Source organism: Thalassotalea algicola (genome assembly GCF_012932965.1).
GTDB classification, from domain to species: Bacteria; Pseudomonadota; Gammaproteobacteria; order Enterobacterales; family Alteromonadaceae; genus Thalassotalea_F; species Thalassotalea_F algicola.
The window spans coordinates 208,097-234,033 of the sequence record NZ_JABBXH010000001.1 but is presented as its reverse complement, the minus strand read 5'-3'; the positions used below and the strand labels follow the sequence as shown (position 1 = coordinate 234,033).

Annotated in this window: 26 protein-coding genes; 18 read left to right on the top strand and 8 right to left on the bottom strand. The window is 40.6% G+C overall.

The features are described from left to right. Positions 1 to 77: 77 nt before the first annotated feature. The 9 genes from petA to HII17_RS01055 all read left to right on the top strand — a co-directional run bounded on the left by petA (position 78) and on the right by HII17_RS01055 (position 8,433). Complete coding sequence (gene petA / locus HII17_RS01095; RefSeq protein ID WP_169073484.1) at positions 78 to 668, top strand: ubiquinol-cytochrome c reductase iron-sulfur subunit; 591 nt, start codon at positions 78 to 80, stop codon at positions 666 to 668. Further along, the gene (locus tag HII17_RS01090; protein WP_169073483.1) at positions 668 to 1,930 is read left to right on the top strand and encodes a cytochrome b; all 1,263 of its coding nucleotides are present in this window, start codon (positions 668 to 670) and stop codon (positions 1,928 to 1,930) included. The genes petA and HII17_RS01090 overlap by 1 nt, the downstream gene beginning before the upstream one ends. After that, positions 1,930 to 2,628: a cytochrome c1 gene (locus HII17_RS01085; protein WP_169073482.1), complete on the top strand. Its 699-nt coding sequence runs from the start codon at positions 1,930 to 1,932 to the stop codon at positions 2,626 to 2,628. Before HII17_RS01090 ends, HII17_RS01085 begins: the two co-directional genes overlap by 1 nt. A gap of 162 nt (positions 2,629 to 2,790) precedes the next feature. Continuing rightward, positions 2,791 to 3,432 carry a stringent starvation protein SspA gene (gene sspA / locus HII17_RS01080; protein ID WP_169073481.1) on the top strand — a complete coding sequence of 214 codons (642 nt, stop codon included), beginning with the start codon at positions 2,791 to 2,793 and terminating at the stop codon, positions 3,430 to 3,432. A gap of 1 nt (position 3,433) precedes the next feature. Then, positions 3,434 to 3,907 carry a ClpXP protease specificity-enhancing factor gene (locus HII17_RS01075; RefSeq protein ID WP_169073480.1) on the top strand — a complete coding sequence of 158 codons (474 nt, stop codon included), beginning with the start codon at positions 3,434 to 3,436 and terminating at the stop codon, positions 3,905 to 3,907. A gap of 227 nt (positions 3,908 to 4,134) precedes the next feature. Continuing rightward, on the top strand, positions 4,135 to 4,422 hold the full coding sequence (locus HII17_RS01070) for a DUF1330 domain-containing protein (protein ID WP_169073479.1): 288 nt from the start codon (positions 4,135 to 4,137) through the stop codon (positions 4,420 to 4,422). A gap of 9 nt (positions 4,423 to 4,431) precedes the next feature. Continuing rightward, positions 4,432 to 5,466 carry a nitrilase-related carbon-nitrogen hydrolase gene (locus HII17_RS01065; protein ID WP_211185209.1) on the top strand — a complete coding sequence of 345 codons (1,035 nt, stop codon included), beginning with the start codon at positions 4,432 to 4,434 and terminating at the stop codon, positions 5,464 to 5,466. A gap of 1 nt (position 5,467) precedes the next feature. Next, on the top strand, positions 5,468 to 6,877 hold the full coding sequence (locus HII17_RS01060) for an aldehyde dehydrogenase family protein (RefSeq protein ID WP_169073477.1): 1,410 nt from the start codon (positions 5,468 to 5,470) through the stop codon (positions 6,875 to 6,877). Between the two features lie 65 nt (positions 6,878 to 6,942). Then, positions 6,943 to 8,433 carry a type 2 periplasmic-binding domain-containing protein gene (locus HII17_RS01055; RefSeq protein ID WP_169073476.1) on the top strand — a complete coding sequence of 497 codons (1,491 nt, stop codon included), beginning with the start codon at positions 6,943 to 6,945 and terminating at the stop codon, positions 8,431 to 8,433. 51 nt (positions 8,434 to 8,484) lie between these two features. Here the strand turns inward: HII17_RS01055 and HII17_RS01050 are convergent, their stop codons facing one another. Continuing rightward, the gene (locus HII17_RS01050; protein ID WP_235938605.1) at positions 8,485 to 9,714 is read right to left on the bottom strand and encodes an MFS transporter; all 1,230 of its coding nucleotides are present in this window, start codon (positions 9,712 to 9,714) and stop codon (positions 8,485 to 8,487) included. 59 nt (positions 9,715 to 9,773) lie between these two features. Continuing rightward, positions 9,774 to 10,091, bottom strand: a complete 318-nt coding sequence (locus HII17_RS01045; RefSeq protein WP_169073474.1) for a YciI family protein — start codon at positions 10,089 to 10,091, stop codon at positions 9,774 to 9,776. 219 nt (positions 10,092 to 10,310) lie between these two features. Here HII17_RS01045 and HII17_RS01040 point away from each other — a divergent pair, with 219 nt between their 5' ends. The 5 genes from HII17_RS01040 to HII17_RS01020 are packed head-to-tail and all read left to right on the top strand — an operon-like array spanning position 10,311 to position 17,148. After that, positions 10,311 to 11,651, top strand: coding sequence for an MmgE/PrpD family protein (locus HII17_RS01040; protein ID WP_169073473.1), 1,341 nt, complete (start codon positions 10,311 to 10,313; stop codon positions 11,649 to 11,651). A 30-nt stretch (positions 11,652 to 11,681) separates the two neighbouring features. Beyond that, entirely contained in the window at positions 11,682 to 13,058 is a 1,377-nt protein-coding gene (locus tag HII17_RS01035) for an MmgE/PrpD family protein (protein ID WP_169073472.1), read from the top strand. A 36-nt stretch (positions 13,059 to 13,094) separates the two neighbouring features. Further along, on the top strand, positions 13,095 to 14,522 hold the full coding sequence (locus HII17_RS01030) for a phenylacetate--CoA ligase family protein (protein WP_169073471.1): 1,428 nt from the start codon (positions 13,095 to 13,097) through the stop codon (positions 14,520 to 14,522). A gap of 60 nt (positions 14,523 to 14,582) precedes the next feature. Beyond that, entirely contained in the window at positions 14,583 to 15,959 is a 1,377-nt protein-coding gene (locus tag HII17_RS01025; RefSeq protein ID WP_169073470.1) for an amidase, read from the top strand. A 13-nt stretch (positions 15,960 to 15,972) separates the two neighbouring features. After that, a complete protein-coding gene (locus tag HII17_RS01020) occupies positions 15,973 to 17,148 on the top strand; it encodes a CaiB/BaiF CoA transferase family protein (protein ID WP_169073469.1) in 1,176 nt (391 codons plus the stop codon). A 43-nt stretch (positions 17,149 to 17,191) separates the two neighbouring features. Here the strand turns inward: HII17_RS01020 and HII17_RS01015 are convergent, their stop codons facing one another. Beyond that, positions 17,192 to 17,605, bottom strand: coding sequence for a GNAT family N-acetyltransferase (locus tag HII17_RS01015; RefSeq protein ID WP_211185208.1), 414 nt, complete (start codon positions 17,603 to 17,605; stop codon positions 17,192 to 17,194). 59 nt (positions 17,606 to 17,664) lie between these two features. Beyond that, positions 17,665 to 18,153, bottom strand: a complete 489-nt coding sequence (locus HII17_RS01010; RefSeq protein WP_169073468.1) for a P-loop NTPase family protein — start codon at positions 18,151 to 18,153, stop codon at positions 17,665 to 17,667. 258 nt (positions 18,154 to 18,411) lie between these two features. On the opposite strand from HII17_RS01010, the gene HII17_RS01005 reads away from it, so the two are divergent. From HII17_RS01005 to HII17_RS00995, 3 genes are all read left to right on the top strand, one after another. Beyond that, entirely contained in the window at positions 18,412 to 19,104 is a 693-nt protein-coding gene (locus HII17_RS01005; RefSeq protein ID WP_169073467.1) for a hypothetical protein, read from the top strand. A 306-nt stretch (positions 19,105 to 19,410) separates the two neighbouring features. After that, positions 19,411 to 19,884, top strand: coding sequence for an EF-hand domain-containing protein (locus HII17_RS01000; RefSeq protein ID WP_169073466.1), 474 nt, complete (start codon positions 19,411 to 19,413; stop codon positions 19,882 to 19,884). A gap of 173 nt (positions 19,885 to 20,057) precedes the next feature. After that, positions 20,058 to 22,004 carry a S9 family peptidase gene (locus HII17_RS00995; RefSeq protein ID WP_169073465.1) on the top strand — a complete coding sequence of 649 codons (1,947 nt, stop codon included), beginning with the start codon at positions 20,058 to 20,060 and terminating at the stop codon, positions 22,002 to 22,004. 82 nt (positions 22,005 to 22,086) lie between these two features. Here HII17_RS00995 and HII17_RS00990 read toward each other — a convergent pair whose 3' ends face one another. Further along, a complete protein-coding gene (locus HII17_RS00990) occupies positions 22,087 to 22,692 on the bottom strand; it encodes a YdeI/OmpD-associated family protein (RefSeq protein ID WP_169073464.1) in 606 nt (201 codons plus the stop codon). A gap of 97 nt (positions 22,693 to 22,789) precedes the next feature. Between HII17_RS00990 and HII17_RS00985 the strand changes: the two genes are divergently transcribed. After that, the gene (locus HII17_RS00985; protein ID WP_169073463.1) at positions 22,790 to 23,629 is read left to right on the top strand and encodes a cupin domain-containing protein; all 840 of its coding nucleotides are present in this window, start codon (positions 22,790 to 22,792) and stop codon (positions 23,627 to 23,629) included. A gap of 7 nt (positions 23,630 to 23,636) precedes the next feature. Here the strand turns inward: HII17_RS00985 and HII17_RS00980 are convergent, their stop codons facing one another. The 3 genes from HII17_RS00980 to HII17_RS00970 are packed head-to-tail and all read right to left on the bottom strand — an operon-like array spanning position 23,637 to position 25,934. Next, positions 23,637 to 24,530, bottom strand: a complete 894-nt coding sequence (locus tag HII17_RS00980; protein ID WP_169073462.1) for a VOC family protein — start codon at positions 24,528 to 24,530, stop codon at positions 23,637 to 23,639. Between the two features lie 3 nt (positions 24,531 to 24,533). Then, the gene (locus HII17_RS00975; RefSeq protein WP_169073461.1) at positions 24,534 to 25,418 is read right to left on the bottom strand and encodes an isocitrate lyase/PEP mutase family protein; all 885 of its coding nucleotides are present in this window, start codon (positions 25,416 to 25,418) and stop codon (positions 24,534 to 24,536) included. Positions 25,419 to 25,421: 3 nt separating this feature from the next. Then, complete coding sequence (locus tag HII17_RS00970) at positions 25,422 to 25,934, bottom strand: 3-isopropylmalate dehydratase small subunit (protein WP_169073460.1); 513 nt, start codon at positions 25,932 to 25,934, stop codon at positions 25,422 to 25,424. Positions 25,935 to 25,937 lie beyond the last annotated feature (3 nt).

The window sequence follows — 25,937 nt, the reverse complement described above, 5'->3', positions numbered from 1 at the left end:
TTAAGCCAGTAATATTCCTTAAATAAGAATCATTATCAACTGGTTTGTTTAAGTATTAAAATATTTGGAGAAATTGAATGAGCAATGCGCCCGTGGATAACGGCCGTCGACGCTTTTTAACTGCGGCTACTTCGGTAGTTGGTGGTGTAGGTGTTGTCGGTGTGGCTGTGCCTTTCATTGGTTCTTGGAACCCTAGTGCCAGAGCGAAAGCTGCTGGTGCGCCGGTTGAAGTCAATGTTGGCAAAATTGAGCCTGGTCAATTAGTTCGTGCTGAATGGCGTGGTAAACCTGTTTACGTAGTTCGCCGTACAGAAAAGATTGTTGCCGATTTAGGAAATCATGAAGCACAGCTTCGAGATCCTAATTCAGAAGAGCCACAACAGCCAGAGTATGCAAAGAATGCGCATCGCTCAATTAACCCAGAAATAATGGTAGCGCTAGGTGTTTGTACTCACTTAGGTTGTGCTCCTACTCATCATAAAGGCGATTTTGAACAACATGTGGCTGGCGTAACGGATGGTTTCTTCTGTCCTTGTCATGGTTCTAAGTTTGATATGGCTGGTCGAGTATTCTCAGGTGTTCCTGCGCCAACTAACTTAATGGTGCCAGAGCATTCTTTCCCTAAAGCAGACACACTATTAATTGGTGTTGCACCAGGAGAAGCGTAATGAATAATTTTCTGGCTTGGATAGAACAACGCCTTCCAGTAATGGAAGCGATGAATAAACATGTAGTGCAATATCCTGCACCAAAAAACTTTAACTTTTGGTACTTCTTTGGTTCATTAGCAATGTTAGTGCTAGTTAACCAAATCCTAACGGGTATCTGGTTAACAATGAACTATGAACCATCTGGAGATGGCGCATTTGCTTCAATTGAATACATCATGCGTGATGTTGATTACGGTTGGTTGCTGCGTTATATGCACTCTACGGGTGCTTCAGCATTTTTCGTCGTTGTTTATCTGCATATGTTCCGTGGTTTAATGTACGGCTCATACCAAAAACCACGCGAATTACTATGGATCTTCGGTATGCTAATTTTCTTAGTATTAATGGCCGAAGCATTTATGGGTTATCTACTGCCTTGGGGTAACATGAGTTACTGGGGGGCCCAGGTAATCATATCCTTGTTTGGTGCAATACCGGTAGTTGGTGAAGATTTAGCGACTTGGATTAAAGGTGACTATGTAATCTCTGGTGCTACCTTAAACCGTTTCTTCGCACTACACGTAATTGCATTACCATTAGTGTTGGTTATTTTAGTATTCTTACACATTCTTGCTTTACATGAAGTTGGCTCAAACAACCCTGAAGGTACTTCAATTAAGAAGCCTAAAGGTAGTGTGAAACCAGAAGAAATATCTAAGTTTAAATATCACAAACAATATAGTGAGAAATACGATATTGTTGATGCTATCCCATTCCACCCTTATTACACTGTTAAAGATATTATGGGGGTCGCAGGCTTCTTGATCTTATTCTGTTGGGTGATGTTCTTTGCTCCAGAAGGTGGTGGTTACTTCCTAGAGGCGCCTAACTTTACACCGGCTAATGGTCTGAAAACGCCTGAGCACATTGCGCCAGTTTGGTACTTTGGTCCGTTCTACACTATTTTGCGAGTTATCCCTGATAAGTTAATCGGTATGATCATGATGTTTGCAGCAATTGGTGTGTTATTTGCTCTACCATGGTTCGATCGCGGTACTGTTAAGTCAGTAAGATATCGTAGTAAGTGGCACTTATTAAACCTTACACAATTTGCTATTTGTTTCATCGTGTTAGGTATTCTTGGTACTATGCCAGCGTCAGATACTGCCAACCTTATTGGTGTTATCGCTAGTTTCGGTTACTTTGGTTTCTTCGTGGCTATTTGGTTCTACTCTAAGAATGAAAATACTAAGCCTGTACCAGAAAGGATTATCAAATAATGAAAAAGCTATTAATAACTTTATTGGCGATGGTGCCTGTATTAGCTTTTGCTGCAGGTCCAAGCATTCCTTTAGATTCAGCTAACAATGACTTAGCAGATAAAGAATCATTAAAACGCGGTTTTAAATCGTACATAAACTATTGTTTAGGTTGTCACGAGTTACAATACCAGCGCTACAATCGTACATTTGCTGATTTAGGTATCAGTGATGAAGAAGGTGCCGCAGAGTGGATGTATACTGGTGAAAAAGTTGGTGATCACATCAAAAACACTATGCCTGCAAAAGAAGCGGCTAAGTGGTTTGGTGCTGCGCCACCAGATTTAACGCTTGAAGCCCGTTTCAGAAGTCCTGACTGGATTTATACGTACCTTCGTTCTTTCTACGTTGATGAAGCACGTCCGTTTGGTGTGAACAACAAGGTATTTAAAGATGTTGGTATGCCGCATGTATTACAGAACCTTCAAGGTATTCGTACTATGGATGAAAATGGTGTGTTATCACCTGCATCTGGCGGTACTATGACTGAGCAAGAGTATGATGCATTTGTTCGTGATTTAACTAACTTCCTTGAGTACGTTGGTGAGCCGAACAAACTAGAGCGTAAAAATCTAGGTAAATGGGTAATTGGTTTCCTGTTTATTTTATTCATCCTTTCTTACTTCCTGAAAAAGGAATACTGGAGAGATGTTCACTAGTTAGTGAATTATAACGCTAAGAAAAGGCAGCCATTGTGTTGCCTTTTTTATTAAAAAAAGCTATCTGGTCATACCAGTTTTTAAAATAGCCAGAAATCGGTTATCATAGTGCCACTCGTTAGCTTCTCGCTAACTCATTCGTAACCCATCCTTGGAGGCATTATGGCCGTAGCTGCAAACAAACGTTCTGTTATGACGTTATATTCACATGCAGATGATATGTACAGTCATCAAACCCGCATCGTTCTTGCTGAGAAAGGTGTAGGTGTTGATATTCATTTAGTTGATTTAGCAAATCTTCCTGAAGATTTAATTGACTTAAACCCATACGGTACCGTGCCAACACTTATTGATCGTGAGTTAGCTTTATATGAAGCTAGCATTATTATTGAGTATTTAGATGAGCGTTTTCCTCACCCTCCATTAATGCCTGTTTATCCAGTGTCTCGTGGTCGTAGTCGACTAATGATGCACCGCATTGAGCAAGACTGGTATAGCCTTGCAAAAATTATCATGAATGGTGATGCCGGCGCAGCGGAAAAAGCACGTCAAGAATTAAAAGAAAGTTTATTAAGTGTCGCGCCTATCTTAAACGAAGCGCCTTACTTTATGAGTGAAGAGTTTAGCTTAGTAGATTGCTACTTAGCTCCGCTATTATGGCGCTTACCGGTATTAGGAATTGAGCTATCTGGCCAAGGTTCTCAGGAATTAAAAGCTTATATGCTTAAATTATTCGAACGTGAGTCTTTCCAAGCTTCTTTAACAGAAACAGAACGCGAATTACGTTTCGGTCACCCAGCATAAAATGTCTGAAAATATTACGATGACATCGAACAAGCCCTATATTGTTGGGGCTTTTTATGATTGGATTTCAGATAATGAGCTTACACCTTATGTTGTTGTAGATGTAAGTGTTTATGGTGTTCAAGTGCCAATGGCCTTTGTTAACGATGGTCAAATTGTACTGAATATATCTTCTGGTGCGGTTGGCAGTATTGTCATGGGCGAAACCGCTATTGAGTTTTCTGCTCGTTTTGGCGGTAAATTAGAACACTTAGTCGTGCCTTATGGTGCGATTGGCGCAATCTATGCGAAAGAAAATGGCGCAGGTACTTCTTTGCCAATAGAGCATCCAGAAATCGAAGAGGTTGAAGAGGTTAAGGCAACACCGCCTAAGCCGACGTTAAAAGGTGTTGATGCTTGTGAAGCAGCATCTAAAGATGCTAAAGACAGTGATGGCAAGCCCAAAGGTCGGCCAAGTCTTAAAGTCATTAAGTAAAATAAAAAGCAGCTATAAGCTGCTTTTTTTATGCCCGCCATAGTCATTCAATAGTAAATCAAAGCATTTTTCAGCCTGTTAATTTTTATGTGGCTTTACTTTAATTAGTCGTGATGATTATCACGATTTGCCAAAGGTCAATTACTCCCTTTAAACAGCAATATGAGACTTTTTATCTTTAAACGCTTTGTTAAAGTAAGAAGTATTACCCTTTTACTAATATTGTTATGAGTGCTTATTTATTAATTAGAGCAACAATTACTGATCCAGAAAACTTTGCACGCTATTCGGCTGTTGTACCCGGTTTAGTTAGCAAGTTTGGCGGTCAGTATATCGTTATGGACAGAGAGCCTGAACAAATAGAAGGTACGCTAGGCTGTCAAAGTATCGTAATGTCAAAATGGCCAGACAAAGCGGCTGCTCAAAAGTTCTGGGACAGCGAGGAGTATCGAACCGCAATTCCACTGCGGGAAGGTACTGGTGAATTTGATGTAACGTTATTAAATGGTTTGTAGGAGGTAGTGATGACGCCGTATTCAGCTTTAGCATTGCAGGCACGATGCTTTGCCATTAATCAGCAAGATACAAACCAAGCCAGAGAGAAAATATTTGCTAATATTGCACGTGTGGCTGGCCATATTAAAGGTGCTAAAGGGTTTATTGGCCCAAGCGTAAAGCTAGTAGTGCTCCCCGAGTACTTTATGACGAGCTTTCCATTTGGTGAATCGATGACACAGTGGCGGAAAAAAGGCGCTATCGACCCTGACGGTATTGAATATCAAAAGTTGGGTGAAATAGCACAGCAGAACCAAATTTATTTGTCGGGAAATGCCTACGAAACCGATAAACACTTTCCTGACTTATACTTTCAAACCTCATTTATTATTAATCCAAGTGGCGATGTCGTCTTGCGATATCGTCGTTTAGTTTCTATGTTTGCGCCCACACCGCATGATGTTTTGGATAAATATCTCGATATATACGGCTATGAAGGTCTATATCCGGTGCATGATTGTGAACTGGGGCGCCTAGCCTGTGTAGCATCGGAAGAAATTTTATACCCAGAGATTTCTCGTTGTTTGACTATGTATGGTGCTGAAGTTTTATTGCATAGTTCTTCTGAAGTGGGGGCTGTAGAGCTTACGCCGAAAGATATCGCTAAGCGCGCTCGGGCAATTGAAAACTTAGCTTATGTTATTTCAGCAAATTCAGCAGGTATTGATGATATTGCATTTCCCGCTGAATCGACTGATGGCTTATCTAAACTGGTCGATTTTAAAGGGCGTGTGATGGCTGAAGCTGGCTTTGGTGAGTCTATGGTAGCTAATGCTGAAATTGATATTGACTCGCTGCGTAGATATCGCAATAAGCCTGGCATGGGGAATATATTGTCTCGTCAACGAAATGAACTTTTTGCGCCGATGTATAAACAAGTCATTTATCCGGCAAATAATATGTTAGATGGCAATAAACAAGAGAAAGCCGTTGCACGAGAGCACTTTATTCAAACTCAAATCGAGACAATTTCTAAGCTTAAAGCATCAGGAAAAATTAAATAGCATGGCAAATAGTATAGCAATTACTAACCCTAGGACGGGAGAGCCGGACTTTCAGTTAATCTGCCATGAGCTAAGTGATGTGATGGCTAAATCCAAGCAGTTGAGACTTGCACAGAAAAAGTGGTGGCAACTATCGCTTCAAGATCGCATCAAATACTTACAGATATTTGCTCAAGCTATTACAGCACTTAAGCCTAGTTTTGTTGAAGCCTTAATTGACGATACTGGTAGAGCAAATGAATCGATGTTGGAAGTTGATGTTGTGATAGGTGCAATTGACCGCTGGTGTCGTCAAGCTCCCGAGTTACTAGCAACACAAGCCGAACGATCAGGTGAAATTCCTTTTCTAGCGATTAAGCAAAGCTATTTGCCTTACCCTGTAGTTGGAATTATCAGCCCATGGAATTTCCCGTTACTCTTATCATTAGTCGATGCAATTCCTGCGTTACTCGCAGGTTGTTCAGTATTATTAAAGCCAAGTGAAGTTACCTCTAGAGTGACTAAGCCATTGATTAAAGCTATAAGTGAAGTGCCGATGTTAGCGGAAGTCTTTTCGGTTGTAACTGGAGGTGGTCAAACCGGCGAAGCCGTTTCAGAAGTAGCAGATTTGATCTGCTTTACCGGCAGTGTCGCAACGGGTCGAAAAGTAGGTGAAGCCTGTGCAAAGCGTTTTATTCCAGCTTTTTTAGAGTTAGGCGGCAAAGATCCTGCAATCGTCTGTGAAGATGCTGATTTAGACGTGGCGGCAAAGGCTTTATGTTGGGGTAGTATGGTTAATGCTGGCCAATCTTGTATGTCGCTAGAGCGAGTATATGTTAATAAAAACATAGCCGACGCGTTTATCGCTAAATTAGTAACCGAAGTTAAGCAATTATCTCATAATTTTCCAAATATAAATCAGGGAGAAATCGGGCCAATTATTGCGCCGTCGCAAGTTGATATAGTTAAACGTCAGTTGGCAGATGCAAAGGTGAAGGGCGCGCAGTTCTTAACCGGGGGGCGAGTTGTAGAGCTTGGTGGCGGCTACTACTGTCAGCCGACCATAGTTAGCAATATTTCTGATGATATGGACATAATCAACCAAGAAACCTTTGCTGCCATTTTGCCTGTTGTAATTGTCGATACTGATCAAGAAGCCATTCGCAAGGCCAATAATTCTGATTTTGGTTTATCTGCTGCAGTATTTAGCCAGAATGTAGAGCACGCCGAACAAATCGCGCTGCAGCTTGAAGCGGGTGCTATTAGTATTAATGATGCTTCTTTAACTGCACTAGTTCATGAAGCAGAAAAACAGTCATTTAAATACTCGGGCTTAGGTGGTTCACGTATGGGCAATGTTTCTATTCATCGTTTTATGCGCAAAAAAGCTTTTATTAGAAATACTGGTGTGCCATCGCCTTGGTGGTTCTAAACTTTCTTTTTTCAATTAAAACTTATAGTCTAAGAAAACGCCCATTTGAAGAAGTGCAGTAGTTTTTGTTTAAGCTTAAGTTATTCTTACTCATTTTATTATCTTTTTCTTGGGAAGTTCACGCCGAGCGCATTCGAGTTGGGGCTACCGAATGGGTTGGTTACACCAATGCTGATGGTACTGGTATTTATAATGACATTATCAAGCATGTTTTCGCTGATGATGAATTAGAGGTTATTTACGATAGTTACCAGCGCAAACTCCATTATTTTGAAAACGGTAGTTATGATTTAATCATAGGTGTGTTTTTAGAGGATCTTGATAGCGGATATATTCCTTATTGGCACCTAGACTATGAATACCCATTGCTTGCTTTCTACAATAAAAAAAACCAGCACATATCCTCGGCTAAAGATTTAAATGGCGCGATGTTGTCTTGGGTGCGAGGGTACCAAATTGCTCAATATATTGATGTTCCTCACCAATCTTATTTGGTGAGTAATGAGCGAAAAGGTTTTGAACTGTTACTTAATAATCGCATCGACGTATTTATTGATTACGAATATAACTTATTTGATCAATACAGAGATAAAGTGAATTTCTTCGAAGTGCTACCTTCAAGAAAACTATATGTCGCTTTTGCTAATACAGCGAAAGGTAAACGTCTTGCGGAAAAGTTTGACAAGAAAATGCTTTCGCTTAGAAACAACGGCGTGTTGGCTAAGATATATCAGGAAGAATATGGCCGTACGCTTTTTGACAGCCTCGATTTAACTTTCCCTAAAATTGAAATACGTACTCGAGATGTCAATTTATTAAGAGGAAATACTCGTTTACTTGAAAATTCACTCGAAGGATCCGTTTTTTCTTCCGTGATCCAATCGATGGAAAGTTACAATTTCGACTTAGTTAAATATAAGAGCTTTACCGATGACGTTAAAGATTTTGGGCAAAGCAATAATACGTGTATCGCTAACAAAGCTAAAAATGAGAAACGACAGGAACACTTCAATTTTAGTGACCCGGTAGTAATGTATCCAGGGTTGCGAATATATAGTAAAGCACCATTGCCTATTAAAAACGGTAAACAGAGTACTAACTTATCAAATCTGTTTAGTGAAAATGTAAGGCTGACAATTGGAGTTCCGCAAGGACAGTTTTTCAGTACTGTACTTAATGAACAAATTGAACAGTTAGCTGCGCATCAAAAAGTGGCGACACCTGCGGATATTCTTACACAACTTGAAGCACTAAATAGGCGAAGGTTCGATATGAAAATTGAATTTCCGTCAGTGATTGAAAACCGTTGGCAATATATTAGTGATACTCCGTTATTTAGTTACCCACTAGCAGGTGCAAGTTCATTTACACTCGGATATTTAATGTGTAGTAAATCCGAAACGAATGATAAGTTTTTAGCGTCGTTTAATCGCGCATTAGCTAACTTAAAACGGAAAAATATATTTTATCAATATCACAGAAGGGCTGCTAAATCGTTAACTGATAGCGAATTTAACGTGTTATTTGAGCAAGCATATGGCGACCCTAGAAAATAACGTTAGCCCCAAAATCCGCTAGAAATCAGCTTTTGGGGCTAATATTTGTATTTAAACGTGCTTTTTAATTTGGCTGATTAATCCGATAGAAATAATAACTAAGACAACAAAGACGGTGAAAGCCGTCTGATAAGTACCGTGCATATCAAACATTTTTCCGGTTAAGAATATCCCTAAGCCGCCACCAAATGCATCTAGTACTGTAATTGTACCTAATAATCTACCAGAGGCACGCAGTCCAAAGTTATCGACGGCATTGAGTTGCAATAAGGTATAAAAACCACCCCAAGCAAAACCTACAACTGCAATGGTAATTAGCACTGTTGTTTTATCTGCAACCAGTAAGCCGATAAGGCCGAGTAGCATCAAGATTAAATTGGCATATAGAATTTTTTTTCCTTTGATTTTATCGGCAATCATACCGAATAAAAATTTACCGATTAGTGCCGGTGTAAATAGCATAGCAAGACCAGCCGCTGCCGACTTAATATCGAAACCTAAATCTTGTAAATGTAGAATTAAGTTCGCTTGTAAGCCTAATAAGGTATAGAAAGTGAACATAGCAATAAAAGCAATGGCCCAAAATGATCGAGTTTGTATTGCTTCACTGTAAGATAAACCGTGTTTAGAAAGATCCGCTTCTTTATGTTCTTCACTAAAGCCGAATGGCTGCAAACCAACGTCAGTAGGCTTGTTTTTTACTAACACGACGGCAAGCAAGAATAGTATAGAAGGAATAACAGCTGCTAATTGAAACGCATCGCGCCAATGCATGCCATCGGCAATCCAACCACCGAATAGTGGTGCTAGTATCGCACCACCAAGCGATGTACCCATTACCGTAATACCAATGGCAGTGCCTCTAAGTTTCACAAACCAGTTTGACACTAGAATAACCGCAACATTTAAACCACAAGCTACGAGGACAATTGAAAATGCCGCATGAATTAAATACATATGGCTAATTTCAGTGATATAGCCGTAACAGAAAAAAGCAATGCTCAGTACAACTGCACCAACCATCATCAGTAATTTAACACCAATTCGGTCAATTAAAATACCAATGAAAGGTGCCAAAATACCGGTAAGTGCTAAGGTGATTAGTCCACGAAGTTTTAAATCTCCCCGCGTCCAGTTGGTAAATTCAGCTAGCATGGCGCTATCAAAAGCAGTTAGACCGGTAATGACCATGCCGTTTGAAATTAACAAGCAAATCATGGCAATAAAAACCATGGTCCAGTGCATAATCTTGCGCTGTTTACTTGGGGTTGATCCCGTCATTGTTGATTGTGCCTGCATAAAACCCTCTATTTATAATAATTTTCTAGGTGCTTATATTGCTATTTAGTACCAGGCCAGTTTTTTCCGCCTACCCAAGTTCCTGCGTAATCGTTAAATACTTGCTGGCTAATGCTCTGCCATATCCCTGCTTGGTGATAAGGATCTTCACTAAGCACTGCTAATGCTTGTTTGGCGCTGTCTGCTTCTACTACATAAACTGAACCAATAATGTTTTGGCTTTTGCTATCTTTTATTGGTCCTGCAACCTTGATTGATTGCATGTTTTGAACGACCCAATCTAAGTGTTGTTGTAATTTTTTTAATCTAAATTGGTGTGCTTTTTCTGGATTATCTATGCAGTAAAAATGAAACAACATGATAGAGCCCTATAATAATTCGACTTTCAGACTACCAAAATCCCGCAACGAAAAAAGTGCTATTTCTCGGCAAATTTGGCTATTTTGATAATTATCAAAATCAAAATGAACAGAAAAGTTTAGTAATTACTAGCCAGATTGATATTGGTCATTGGCTAAAATTTGATTATTTAACAACAATCAATTTAATGCCAATATGATGAAATTAGAAAGCTATTAATGAATCGTTCGTCTTCCCTATCTGAGCAGCTAGTTGAATTAATTGCTACTAAAAAAATTACTCAAGTCGATTTAAACCAAGCCGCTAGCCATATCAAAGACTGGCTTGCTTGTGCCTATGCCGGCGCAAAGAGTGATATTGGCAGTATATATACTGAGCTTGCCAATAGAGAAAACGGTGAGTTTTCAGCTATTGGTGTTGCTAAAACAAGTTGGCAAGCGGCTTTAGGTTTAAATGCTGCTTTAGGGAATGTCTTAGAAATGGACGACATTCACCGTACATCGATACTACACCCTGGCCCTATCGTTATTCCTGCCGCCGTTACGGCGGCACAACATACAGGTGCATCTATTAGCGAGTTTCTTGTGGCAGTGATAAAAGGCTACGAAGCGAGTATTCGCGTTGGCGAAGCCATAGGGCGAAGTCATTATCACTATTTTCACAATACATCGACCTGTGCGACATTTGGTGCTTGTATTGCTGCGGCAAGTCTATTTAAGTTAAACCAAGAACAAACAATTTGGGCGTTGGGTAATGTTGGCAGCCGCACTGGTGGTTTGTGGCAAATGCGAAATGAAATAGTAGACACCAAACAATGGCATAACAGCGAAGCGGCTAAAGCAGGGCTGCAAGCAGTATTGCTAGCCAACGCAGGTGTTAAAGGGCCTGCTTTTATTTTTGAAGGGCCTCAAGGTATTTTCAATGCGCTTTCTAATGACGCAACACCTGAATTAATGGTCGTTGAATCTAAAAGCTGGCGAATCTACGACTGTAGCTTTAAACCTTGGCCAGCATGTCGGCATGCACATGCAGCAATCGATGCAACACTTCAGTTATTAGCTAAAACTAAAATCGACGAAGCAGATATTGATAAAGTTACTGTTCAGACATATCAAGATGCACAAGTGTTTTGTGATAGGAAAACACCCAGCACAGCGCTAGACGCTAAATTCAGTATTCAGCACGCTGTAGCAAGTTGTTTGTTGTTTGGTGAACCATTGTTGGCTCATTATGACGCTGAATATTATTTAAGTGAGAAAGTTAATGATTTACGTAAAAAAGTGACTGTCGTCGTCTCTTCTACATTTGAAGACCAATACCCTCAACATTATGGCGCTGGGATATCAATATTGTGTAGTTCAGGTGAAGAGGTTGCGTGCTCGACCATTGATACACTGGGCGATCCGGAGCGGCCATTGACAGATGACCAATTAAATGCAAAAGCATCCATGCTATTAAGTTTTGCCAAGGTTTCCCCTGACAACATAGAAAAGATCATGCAATTTGATTGGCAAAACCAAGAACAATTTTCGGCATTTGTCGAACTGTTATCACTTTAACAAAGACTCCTATTTAGAAAGATAAATTTTATGACGATTACTGCTATTGATGCCCTTAAGCACCATATATTGACGCTAGAATATGACGATTTACCAGAATCGACAGTTAACGCCGCTAAAGCATTTATTTTTGATTCTATAGGCGTCGGCTTAAGTGGCTCTCGCGTTAAACGTGTTGAACAAGTTATTCACGCTGTGCAACTTGAAGGTGAAGCAAAACAAGCACAAGTGTGGACAACGGGACAATGGCTAAATTCGGGGGCGGCAGCGCTAGTTAATGGTTATCAAATTCATAATCAAGAATGGGACTGTGTGCATGAAGCTGCCGTCGTTCACCCGATGGCAACCATTTTATCTGCGATGATGGCGATAGGACAACAATATGCAGTGTCGGGGAAACAGTTAATTTTAGGGGTAGTCGTTGCTGTCGATGTTGCAACATTAATCGGCCAAAGCGTTACATCTGGCTTACGATTTTTTAGGCCGTCAATGTGCGGAAGTTTAGGCGTTGCTGCTGGTATTTGTGCGATGTTGGGTGAGTCCGAAGATGTTCTTACTAATGCTCTAGGAATTACTTACAGTAAACTTAGCGGCACTATGCAAGCACATGTCGAAGGCTCGCCGACATTAGCATTGCAAATAGGATTAAACGCTCAATCGGCAATACAAGCTTATAATCTTGCAAAAGCCGGATTTGAAGGGCCAAAAGATATATTAGAAGGGCCATATGGTTACTTTAATCTAATCGAAGAGAGTTACGATTTATCGCCGTTTTGGCATAAACTTGGCAAAGAATTTCAAATTGAACAGGTCAGTCATAAGCCTTTTCCAACGGGAAGAGCTGGACATGGTACGGTTGATGGAATATGTCAATTGATGAAACTACACGCTATTTCACCCAATGATATTGTTGCAATTACCGTAACTGCGCCACCATTAATTCATCGGCTTGTTGGTCGCCCTGCGATAGCAAACATGGATGCCAATTATGCTAAGCTGTGTAATGGCTATATCGCGGCAACGGCAGTGCTAACTGGCACAGTAACCGTAGAGGATTTCAGCCCAGAATGTTTAAACGATTCATCGCGCTTATCACTGGCAAATAAAGTCACTACCTTAGTTAATGATGTCTCTGATCCAAATGCGCTCGCGCCAATAACTGTACAGATAAAAATGTTAGACGATACTGTTTACGGCATTGATTTACCACAAGTGCTTGGTCATCCTAAAAGACCACTTAGCATCGATGCGCAGCGGGCTAAATTTATCTCTGCTTGCCATAGTGCAAAGTATCGATATTCCACTGCGCAAATAGATAAATTGATAAATGGCATAGACCAATTAACACATTTGTCGAATATTAATTCTCTAATTCAATTAATGATCAATACCGATAGTAATCACTAATTTCCATCTTGGTATTTCCAGTAAACGAGAGTTGTCATGACCACAAATAACAGCAGTTATCCCACCTATTTTGAAAGCTTTGATTATAAGCAAATGCTTAACGATTATCCTTTAGGTGACGAAGTATTAAATCGCTTTAAAACCATGTCGAAAGCCGACTTAAAAGCACTGCAAAATATGCGTTTTATGAAAGTGGTAGCGCGGGCTTGGCAAATTCCTTTTTATCAACGCATATGGTGCGCTGCTGGCCTAGTACCAGAAGACATAAAAAGCTTAGATGATATTGAAAAGCTGCCGTTAATTTCAAAATCAGACATTATGGATAGTGTAGAGCGACATCCGCCAATAGGTGACTTTCATGGTTTGGATGATATTCCAGTAGAACAACGTCCCCCCTTGGTGTTTCATACCACCAGTGGCACAACCGGTACACCTCAACCTTTGTTATTTGGTCCTAAGAGTCGAGAAATTCAATCATTGCTAGTTGCTCGTTCCTACCGGTTTATGGGGTTAAAAGCGGGTTCAACTATTCAGTCGTGTTATGGCCATGGCATGATCAATGGCGGACATTATATCCGTGAAGCAGTAACCCACTATACCAATTCGATGTTTTTATCGGCAGGAACAGGTGTCGAAACGCGTTCAGTGCAACAAGTCAATTTAATGAAAACGTTTGGCGTGAATGTGTTAGTTGGTTTTGTTGATTACATCAAACGCTTATCTGATGTCGCAAAAGAAGAAGGAATAAAGCCCGGCGAAGATATCAGCATTGATATGATTATTGGCCACTTGGGTATGGAAAGCCGTGAAGCTATTGCCAATGCTTGGGGGAATGCTGAAAAGCAACCAGAATTATTTGATTGGTATGGTGTTGGCGATACAGGCACTATCGCAGCAGAAGGACCAGATCACGATGGTATGCACGTTTGGGAAGACTGCCAGTATTTAGAAATACTCGATCCTGATAGCAATCAAGTCGTTTCACCCGGTGACAAAGGCAATATGGTTGTTACGTGTTTATATAAAGATGATGTATATCCGATTATTCGTTTCAATACACATGATATTACCGAAGAGGTTACTAGCGAAAATAAAATGGGACTGCCATTTATGCGCATCCGCGGTTTTATGGGGCGTTCAGACAATATGTTGAAATTACGTGGCATCAATATATACCCTCAAGGTGTTGGTCCAATGATGGATGAGCGAGATGAATTTCTAGGTGAATATATCTGTCGTGCGGTACGGGACGAAGCCGGTCGTGATGAAATGATCGTCCAAGTTGAAGTCAGTACGCCAGTTGAAAAGCGTGATAGTATCATTGATGAATATAAAGCATTACTCAAACGAAAGATTGGTATTGAGGTGCAGGTTGAACTTGTCGGCGAAGGTGAATTAACGCCACTTACTCAAGTTGATGTGCGCCAAAAACCAATTCGACTGATAGACAATAGATTTAAGTAGCTTAAACAATTAACAAAGTGTTCGTTAATTAACGGTATAAATAAAGGTATAAATAAACGTATGGCAGATTTATCTTTACTGAGTCAGGACTTTACCGCGCAAATAGAGTTGGTCAGTAGTGGACAATTGAGTTTGTCAGAGTTACATACTGCTCAGCAGCAGTTAATTGAACAGGTAAACCCTAAGCTAAATGCCTTTATCCATCAGCCAGAAACAGCAGAGTTATCTAGCTCAAACGGCCCTCTGGCTGGAGTTTCCATTACTGTAAAAGATAATATTGATGTTTTGGGGATGCCGACCACAGCGGGTCTTGAAACTCGTCGTCACTTTCAGCCACAACAAAATGCTTTCGTAATAGAAAAATTTAAACTAGCTGGTGCTAATATAAGCGGCAAGCTCAATATGCATGAAGGCGCTCTTGGTGCGAGTAACCACAATAGTCACTATGGAGATTGCTTTAATCCTTATGATTTTGATTTAACCTCAGGTGGTTCGTCTGGTGGTTCAGGTGCGGCAGTCGCTAGTTGCATGTCTCCGCTGGCACTCGGAACAGATACTATGGGTTCGGTACGAATTCCAGCATCGTATTGTGGCGTCTTTGGTTATAAACCAAGTCGAGGTGCGGTGAGTAACCGAGGCTCCGTGACTTGTTCTCGGGTAATGGACAACATAGGCCCATTGGCTCGCTCAGCTAGAGACTTAACTTTGGCAGCTAATATAATGCTAGGCTTTGATCCGCATTCGGCAGAATCACAACCTATGCACTTTAGTAAGCACTTTCCAGCTAGCGCCAGATTACTAGTACCAGAAAATTTAAAAGAATTAGGTGTTGACCAATCGATTGTTGAAGACTTTGAAAAAGGCTTGAAAGTATTTGAGCAAATGGGTTTTGAAATTAACACCTTTAGCTTCGATGACTTTGGTGCTAGTGCAGAACAGGGCTATGACTTTGGTGCTGCAAGGCGAGCAGGGTTGATAATTTGTGAAGCGGATATGCGAGTTGAGCATGAGCTTGACTGGCAAAAGAATAATGCGGCTTTTTCACCTTACTTAAACTCACTCTTGTCGTACATTGATAGTAAGTCGCCTATGGATGTGATGAAAGCGGAAAGGGTGTTAGAGGAAGCGGTTGTTACTGCTCGAAAATTATTTAGCTTTGGGCATTATTTATTAATGCCGACAACTCCACAACGGGCATTTTCGATGAGTGCTAGAGTACCGCCTAACCAAGCTGACCTTACAAGTTTTGCCAATCAAGCCGGGCTTTGTGCGGTATCTATGCCTATGAAAACTGAGCGTGAATTACCCGCAGGAATGCAGTTAGTTGGTCCACAAGGGAGTGATTTCCAGTTGCTGCAATTGGCGGAGCAATGGCAGCAACACGCAGGTTATCAATATCAAGTACCAACGGCAATTAAAGCCTTGGTCGATAATTAAATAAAGGATCATTATGGCAGGGCCATTAACTGATATAAAAGTATTAGATTTAAGCCGCATTCTCGCAGGTCCTTGGTCTACTCAAGTGCTTGCTGACTATGGTGCAACTGTATGGAAAATTGAACGTCCGACAACCGGTGATGATACACGTCATTGGGGACCTCCGTATGTGAAAAATGAACAAGGTGAGGAAACTGCAGAATCGGCATACTATTTAGCGGCGAATCGTGGAAAGCAATCGATTGAAGTCGATATTACTTGTCCACAAGGGCAAGAAATAATCAAAAAACTAGCTGTGCAAGCAGATATTGTTGTTGAAAATTATAAAGTCGGTGGCTTAGTTAAATACGGTTTAGATTACACGTCACTAAAGGCGATTAATCCAAGATTAATTTACTGTTCGATAACCGGGTTTGGCCAAGACGGGCCGTATGCACAGCAAGCGGGTTATGATGCAATGATCCAAGCCATGGGCGGCTTAATGAGTTTAACGGGAGAAAAAGATGAGTTACCCGGTGGTGGTCCACAGAAAGTAGGCGTTGCAGTTGCCGATCTGATGACGGGAATGTATGCAGTAAGTGGTATTCTTGCTGCGCTACATCATAGAAATCAAACCGGAGAAGGGCAGCATATTGATATTGCCTTACTCGATACGCAAGTGGCCTGGTTAGCCAATCAAGCAAGTAATTATCTAGTGTCAGGTAACGTGCCAAAACGTTTAGGAACAGCACATCCTAATATTGTGCCTTACCAAGCACTGCCGGTTAAAGATGGGTTTATTTTGCTTGCTGTAGGCAATGATGGACAATTTAAAAAATGTTGTGAAATCATTGGCTGTCCAGAGTTAGCAGATCAAATGGAGTTCTCCACTAACGGACAGAGAGTTAAGCACAGAGAGCAGCTTATCCCTCTATTGGAAAGACAGTTTAAGCAACAACCATTAGTGTACTGGTTAGAAGAACTGTCTAGCGCCCATGTGCCTTGTGGCCCAATCAATACCTTGGATAGAGTGTTTGAAAATCCGCAAGTTCAGCATCGTAATATGCAATTTGAGCTTGAACACCCAACTGCTGGCAAAGTGCCTATGGTGGCAAACCCAGTGAACTTTTCACAGACACCAATTGAATATAACCAAGCACCACCAACGTTAGGTGAGCATACCGAACAGGTAAAGAAGTACTTAAAGTAAAACAATAGCGTCTTTAGCTAGTATGAAGACGTTTTTTCTTTCATTATTCGATAAATTTACACATGCCTAAACCTAATAAAGAACCGTCTCGTACATTGTAGCCATAGCGTTGATAAAAGTTTTCTTTGCCTTTCGCCGACAATAAACCAATAGTAACTCCCGGCAGTGCCGATTTAACTAAATAAGACTCTATTTTCTGCATCAGCATGCCGCCAACGCCTTTTCTTTGAAAACTTGGATCTACCACTAAGTCTTGAATGTAGAAAAACATTGCGCCATCACCAATTACACGAGCCATACCGATGACTTCCTCATTGCTTATGGCGATCACATGGAACAATGAGTTATTGAGTGCAGTTTTCGCTTGCTCTGGACTAGTATTACCCCAGCCAACTTTCTTTCTCAGTTCGTTATATGTTGCTACAGATGGACTGATGGTTTTTATGCAAATATCCAATGTGTTTTTAATTCCTGTTGATAAGTATTTAGAATATTTTCTATTAAACGAAAGGTTGGCTACTCACTAGCTTGGTTAGACGTAAACATCGTTTTTTTTCCTTCAAATTCACTGTACAATTTTTCGTGGGCTGCTTTAGAAAAGGTATCTGAACGAGTAGCGTATTGACTAATCCATTTTATAAGCATATTGAGGTTAGCATCTTGAGCCGCTTTACTTTCATATTTATGAGGCTCCCAAGGGCGTTGTTTTGCATTTGAAACACAGGACTCGATAGGCAAATTTAGAAAAATAATTTCTTCGGTAAAAGGAAGTACAGCTGTCAGTAAGTCTGAGTAGCAACCTTCGATAACCCAATTATTATTTTGGCTGAGAAACTGATCTAACAAGGAAATAGACTCTGCAATAGCTCGACGCTGGGGAGGTGACGTTGGTAGCCAAGCTATGGTATCTAAGTCGAAATGTGCCAAGTTGTTATCTGACGCTAATGCTTTTGCTCGTGTTGATTTACCAGAACCAGAATTCCCAAAAATAACGACTCTTGTCAAAATTGCACCTTACTATTTTTTATAATAACTATATCTAATTTAGATGAATTAGCTAAGTGCTTTTCTATATAGCATTATTTTTTGTGTGATTTCATGTTTTAAATTTACTAATTACAATATTTACCATGGCAGTATTGAATGCTTTGATACAAAAATTCAATTCAATGGATCAATTTGACATTTGTTAATGTGTCTAAATGTTGCGGCATTTAGTCTTGTTCATAGTGTTAATTAAGCAAATAACAATAAGGTCTGCTTATGTCATTTATCGAGTTGTACGAGCTACCAATTTTGCGCTGGGTGCATATTGTCGCCATGGTGTATTGGTTGGGTGGTGAATGGGGTGTATTCCAAACGTCATTCCATGTCATTAATCGAAAGCTAGCGATGGCAGAGCGTCGTCGTCATATGGAAACGGCTTATCGCATCGATATTTTGGCTCGTACTGGCATTATTATTTTATTACCGTTAGGTATGCATATGGGACATATCTGGGGGGTTCAGCCTTATGGTGGCGGTTTCCTTGTCGGCATGTGGGTATTTTATGCAGCATGGTTGGCATTATGTTGGGCAGCCTTTGCTAAGCGAGAAACTGATTTAGGCATCAAGTTAACTAAAGCTGACGAGGCGATTCGCTATGTAGTTATTCCAGCTGTATTTATTAGTGCCGCCACTTCTTTGATGGGCTATGGACCATTCCTCGCTGAGCAAGGCCAACAGTGGTTCTCAATTAAGTTGCTTATATTTTCATTATTATTAGTTATTGGTTTATTGCTGCGCTTTATTATGCGTGAATGGACTACCATGTTCCGCCGCTTAGATGAAGAAGGTGATAACCCAGAAGTTGAAGAAATATTAGAAAAATCAATCCGTTTTGGTCGAAGATTAGCATATATCTATTGGATTGGCATTCTTACCGTAGCTTTCTTCGGCGCTGTAAAACCGATGTAAAAATTCCCCCTCGTCCAACTGGTGAATGTTGCATTTAAGCTAGCCCGAGTGGCTAGCTTTTTTTTGCTTTGCTTCAAAGTGGCAAGATACCGCCGCTTTTCTTGATTACTACTATTTTTTTTTACTTTGTTTAATTTGAGTAAGCGGTGCTCCAAAAAATTAATTTAAAAATTAGCCTTGAGTGTAAAGATAAGTGAAGAATCGTCAGTTAACGTAAGAGCAATGTAAAGCTTGACGTCTGTGGATAGAACTGGTCTTAAACTTGCCGATAAAAAGCTGCTTTTAACAATATTAAGGAGAAGCAAGATGAACGTATCAGGCAACATGCCCATGCGACCACCGATGATGTCACCAGAGAAAGCGCAGGAGCGCTTTGAACAGGCAGATAGCGACGAAAGTGGAGGGTTAACGATAGAAGAAATGGCTGCTTCGGCACCAGAAGGAGCAGATCTTTCCAAACTTGAGGAAAGGTTTAGCCAAATGGACGTCGATGGTGATGGTGAAGTAACAACTGCTGAGCATCAGCAAGCGATGGAAGCTCGAATGGAAAAAATGCAGGAAAGGCAACAAAACGCTGGTTATGGCCAACCGTCTGAAAGTGGCAATATGCTGACGACATTGTTGGAGTCGTTAAGTGAAAATGACAGCCTTAATGACGACCAACAATCTAAGCTGCAACAAGCATTGGAGCAATTGGCATCAGGCAAGTCAAAGGATTCTGTCTCGAACGCCTTTAGTTTAATTGAGGAAATAATACCTACCGTCGATTTAACTGCTTAAGGGTAATTATGGCAACATTGGCTAACGTGAGTTTGTTAGCCAATTTATTTCACAATACTATATTCTTCTTACGTTTTCCCTAACCTTTTTCTCCATACTCTGTAACAAAATCAAACGCATGCATGGATAGTTTTTTATGCTAGATTGGATAAGTTAAAACATGGAGACCAATAATGAAAAAAATAACGGTTCTAGCACTTAGCCTGTCTATCGCCTTTACAGCAAGTGCTGAAGTTCAAACAAGAACGGCAAATAACGGCAATTTGGTGATGGAAGATGTACCTGAAATTCCAGCACAAATTGTTCAAGATCTTAATCAATATCAGAATGTTCGAAGTGCTCCTTTTCGTGGCTTCACTCACGATGGCTCTAGTATTTTAGTGTCGACTCGTTTTGGTGAAGTGAGTCAATTACATCGTGTCGATATGGCCGGTGGTGCTCGTCATCAATTAACTTTCTTTAAAGAGCCTATTGGTAGTGTAACTAAGCAACCTAATAGCGATCTTATCGCTTTTACTATGGATGCTGGCGGCAATGAATATGCGCAGATATTCACCTTAAACTCTAAAACAGGTGTAAGTACCATGCTAAGTGATGGCAAGTCACGAAATGGCGCTTTGCAATGGAATACCGATGGTTCAAAACTAGCTTTTCAAAGTACTAGGCGTAATGGGAAATCTAATGATATTTGGATGATGGATCCAAATTCACCTGATAACGCTAGTATTGTCTTAGAGTCTACCGATGGCAGTTGGTGGGGACCAACAGACTGGAGTAATGACAATAAGAAGTTAATTGCGCAACAGTATGTCAGTGCCAGTGATTCGAGGATTTATCTCATTGATGTTGCCACTAAAAAGAAGCAGCTTTTAGCCGGTAATCTCGAACAAGGTACCGCAAACTATGGTCTAGATTTTGATGCTGATAACAAAGGTATGTTTTTTATTACCAATGAATTTAGTGAGTTTCAGCAGCTCGCTTACAAATCTTTTTCAGGTGGTAAAGTTACAGTAATCACTAAAGATATTAATTGGAATGTTAGTGAGTTTGCTTTAGCACCTAAAGGTGACAAAGCCGCTTTTTCGGTGAATGAGAATGGCTTAAATAACGTTTATTTGCTTGATACTAAAAGTTTTGAATTCGTTCAGGTCAAAGGCTTGCCTATTGGTTTAGTTGGTGGAATCGAATTTAGTGATGATGGCTCAAAGCTTGGTTTAACATTAAATACTTCACAATCACCTAGCGATAGCTTCGTTTTAGCGTTAGGTGAAAAGGCCACTGAATACGGCAAACTTAGCCGCTGGACATATAGTGAAGTAGGTGGTTTAGATACCAGCAAGTTTGCAGTACCAGAACTAATTACCTACAAAAGTTTTGACGATCGCACCATTCCAGCCTTTGTTTATAAGCCTGAAAATAAAGTGAAGAATAAGCTACCTGTGATCATTTCTATTCACGGTGGCCCTGAAGGTCAGTTTAGACCAGCGTTTAGAAGTACTTATCAGTTATGGATGGACAAATTAGGTGCGGCGGTTATTGGTCCTAATGTACGTGGCTCGGCGGGTTACGGTAAAGAATATATTAATTTAGATAACGGTTTTAAGCGGGAAGATTCGGTAAAAGACATAGGTGCTTTACTTGATTGGATTAAGACTCAACCAGATTTAGACCCTGAGCGCGTAGCGGTAATCGGCGGAAGCTATGGTGGTTATATGGTACTAGCCAGTGCTGTACATTATAGCGATCGCTTAAAAGCCGCGGTTGATATTGTGGGTATTTCTAACTTTGTTACCTTCCTAGAAAATACCAAGTCTTATCGACGCGATTTGAGACGTGTAGAGTACGGTGATGAACGCGACCCGAAAATGCGTGCTCATTTAGAGAAAATCAGCCCAAATAATCATGTAGATAAAATCAATATTCCAATGTTTGTGGTTCAAGGTGAAAATGACCCTCGTGTACCGGTAACAGAGGCTACACAAGTGGTTGCTGAGTTACGTAAAAACGGTAAAAACGTATGGTATATGAATGCCTTAAATGAAGGGCACGGCTATCGTAAGAAAGAAAACCGTGATGTTTATCAGCAAGCGGTTGTTCAATTCTTTAAACAGTTTTTATAACCAATCGCTAGTGTTCATCTTTGATGAACTTGCTGCAGACGGTATGCCGATAGTTACTGGTATACCGTTTGTTTATTAGCCGCTAACAGTTTTCATACTTCCAATTTCTTCCTTTGCCTTCACTAATCCATTCAATGGCCGTATTTAAGCGTTTTTCCTTAGTTGTTTGGCGTTTGGCACCGTTAATCCAGTCAACATAGTCTTTTTGTTTTGAATAACTCATTTGTTCAAACTGCTCTTGCGCTATACAGTTTTGGGTAAGTGCTTTTTTTAATTCGCTAGGTAAAGTTAAAGTTGATTTATCTTTTCGAGTTACTGTTTTTTTCGGTTTTTCTTGTCGGTTATACACTATGGCTTGTTGAATAAAATCGATGATGATGTCATCTGCTGGCAAGGTGTCGAGTGAAGTGATTTTTATCGAACCTAAATTATTGTTTTCGTTGTCGGTAAACATACCGCTTTTATCGGTTAAATGTTTACCGTTAAAAAATGAAAAGTTGATGTGTTTTTTAAACGCTGCAGTGGCACAAATTAATCCGTTCTTTTCAAAACAAGGTTGGCGCCATTTGATCACTTCATCGATGTCAGGAGCTGCTTGATGAATTAGCGCTCTAAGCTTAATTAGAATTGGTTGGGCAAAGTTACTCGCTTGTTCAATATATTGTGTTATCTCTTCGTTTTCAGCCATATATCCTCGCTAAATCCTGCACTAAACTGATAAGTATCAATTCACCTATTGTCACTATGTTATAGGCTATCAATATAATCAAATAGGTAGTGAAAAAATGTCTAGAGAACATATCGAATTTATTCAATCACAACAACTTGAATGGCTGGCTCACCCTAAATTAATGGACGTTACATACAAGGTGTTGAGCGAAGCAAAAAATGGTAAAGGGTTGACAGCGCTATACACTATTCCTGAAGGTTGGAGCTCTCATCGAGCATTTACCTTACACTGCGACGAAGAGCTTTTTGTGCTGCATGGTGAACTATGGATAAATGATGTGCTACACCGAGAAGGCAGTTATGCTTATTTACCTAGACACTTTGAGCGAAGCGATATTCACTGCTCAAAAGAAGCTTTAGTCATTCGATTAATTGCCGGTCAAGATACGCCTGTTGTTTCATTTGAGCAACCTAGTGCAGATACTCCAGCAATGTTAGGCGTAGATACCATAACGTTACCTTGGGATCACAGTACGATTGATGGCAACTTAAAACACTTGTGTGCAAGCCGCAAAATTTTGCGCATTTGCCCTGTGACTAAAGCAAAAACATTCCTGTATTCAGTTCTGCCACAGACTTTTCCTGAAAATAACGAAGGTAAGCAAGAATATCACCCAACCCCTGAAGAGGCGCTGGTGCTTACTGGTGATTTAATTGGCCCACATGGCAGCATGCGCACAGGGGCCTATTTTTGGCGTCCACCAATGATCCCACACGGGCCGTTTGGATCAAGAACCGGTTGCACATGCTTAATTCGTTTTGTTGGCGGCGAACATATAAATCATTGGACGGAAGCAAAAACAGGCTTCTCGTTTGAAGCACCATATCAACCAATATTACCCGATTCGCTAGCGCACTTATCTGATAAACCTGCAAGGTTGCGAATTAACTTTTAATAAATAGCTAACTCGCTTCAACTAGCTCGATAAACTCCCCGGCAGGGCCTTTTAATAATAAGACCTTAGTACCAGGGTAGTAGTCATCGTTTATCAAATGAATGTTCGAATTAAATCGCTTTGCTATGGCATCGATATTTTTAGTAACGCAAGTAATCAAACCAATGCCCGAAGGTAAACCATTTTCATTACTCACAATAGCCGATGCTTGTGCCACCTGATCGATTTCGAATAAACACTTCCCGTCAAGCTGCAGTGTTGCAACCGGATATTGATGTTCTAACTCTTGTCTCCAAGCGTTATTTAACACACTGACTTTTGTATCAAACTTTAATCCTTGGTCGGCAGCATTTAGTGTTTGATAAAAGTCTAAAGACTTATCTCTGTCTGGTGTTGCTAACACAGGTATAAATAAACCGGCAGTCTCTGCATTGGTCATTGGCAATTCAAATGGCGGTACTTCGCGTTCAATTTGTGTTAAATATGAAACTTCACCAGCTGGACCAATAACTTGCATCGCCTTAATGGCATCACTGACTTGTAAATATGCAGGCTCGCCGATAATGGTAAATCGCTCATCGGTAAAGCGTTTACGCAAGCTATCGACATTGCCAACATTGGTTTCCAACGACATCCAACCATGGCTTTTTAATGGCATGGCAGGCTTGGCTGAATTATCTTCGACAATTCTAAGCCAGCTATTGCCATCACTTGATGCTAATACGTGAAGGTTTGCCTCTTCTAGCTTAGGTGACTGCCAAAGCAATGCTAATTCTTCGGTGACTTGAAATTGAGCGTGTAAGTTAAAGCCTAAAACTTGTTGGTAGCTTTTCGATACATGTTGAAGGTCACTAGTAATCAGCGTTGCACCAACAATAGGGCCTAATTGTCGATTACTCATCGTTTATTTCTCATTTTCTGTGGCTTGATACTTTTGACCTCGGGAAAGAATTTCAGGGGTACCGAGTAATTCGTTTAATCCAGTTAAATCTAGCATGCGTTCACGGTAACTATTGGTATTTCCATTTTGTTTTAGCGCCGCTAAAAATTCCTGCGCCATATAGGTATAGGCACGTACCATTGCACCTGGGAAAATCACTAGGCTATAACCCATATCCGCCAGGTCTTGCGCTTCTTTGATTGGTGTTGAACCACCTTCTACCATATTGGCGAGAAGTGGTACTTTGTCTTTGAAATGCGCATTTATTTGTTGCATCTGCTCTAGTGATTCTGGTGCCTCAATAAATAATAGATCAGCACCTGCTTGATAATAAGCGTCAGCTCGCGCCATTGCTTTCTCAAATCCTTCTACGGCAATACCGTCGGTACGAGCAATAACCACAGTGTCAGGATTGGCTCGTGCATCTATCGCAGCTTTTATTTTGCCAACCATTTCAGCCTTTGACACTAGCGATTTACCTTTTAGATGACCACAACGTTTCGGCATTTGCTGATCTTCAAGTTGAATTGCTGATGCGCCCATTCGCTCAAATAATTTAACCGTTCGTTGCACGTTAATCGCATTACCAAAGCCAGTGTCAGCATCAACAATTACGGGAATATTAGTACGCTCTCGTATAACAGAAATGGTTTCAGCAACTTCACTCATTGATACTAAACCGATATCAGGTCGGCCAAAGCGTGTGTATGCGATACTTGCCCCTGATAAATACATTGCTTTGAAATCTGCCTTTTCGATAAGCGAGGCGGATAAAGCATCATACCCCCCTGGGGCAACGAGAATGTCTTGAGCGGCGATCAGTTGTCGAAGTTTAGCTGCGTGGGTCATTAATTATCCTGATTTGTTTTCTTTAGCGAACTTTGATTTTAAATAAGGCATCAGGCCACCGGCATTGACGATTGTCATTAACTCGGGAGGGATAGGCTCACATTGGAATGTTTGTTGTTTGGTATGATTAGTAACGACACCTGTTTCAGGATTTACTTCAATTTCATCGCCTTTATCTACATTCTCGATGTCAGGGCAGAAGAGTACAGGTAACCCCAAATTTAGCGAGTTCCGATAAAAAATTCGTGCAAATGATTTGGCTACTACGGCTGCCACACCAAGTTCGACTAACGCTTGAGCCGCTTGTTCTCTTGAAGAACCAATGCCAAAAGCATCACCCGCGATTACAATGTCGCCTTTTTTTACTTGGCAGGCGAAACTGGTATCTATTGCTTCCATGCAATGCGCGGCGAGCTCGGCAAGCGATGCTTTCATATAAGGCCCTGGGGCCAAGATGTCGGTATCAATGTTATCGCCGTATACCCATGCATTGCCGATTATTTTCTTTGAATTCATTTT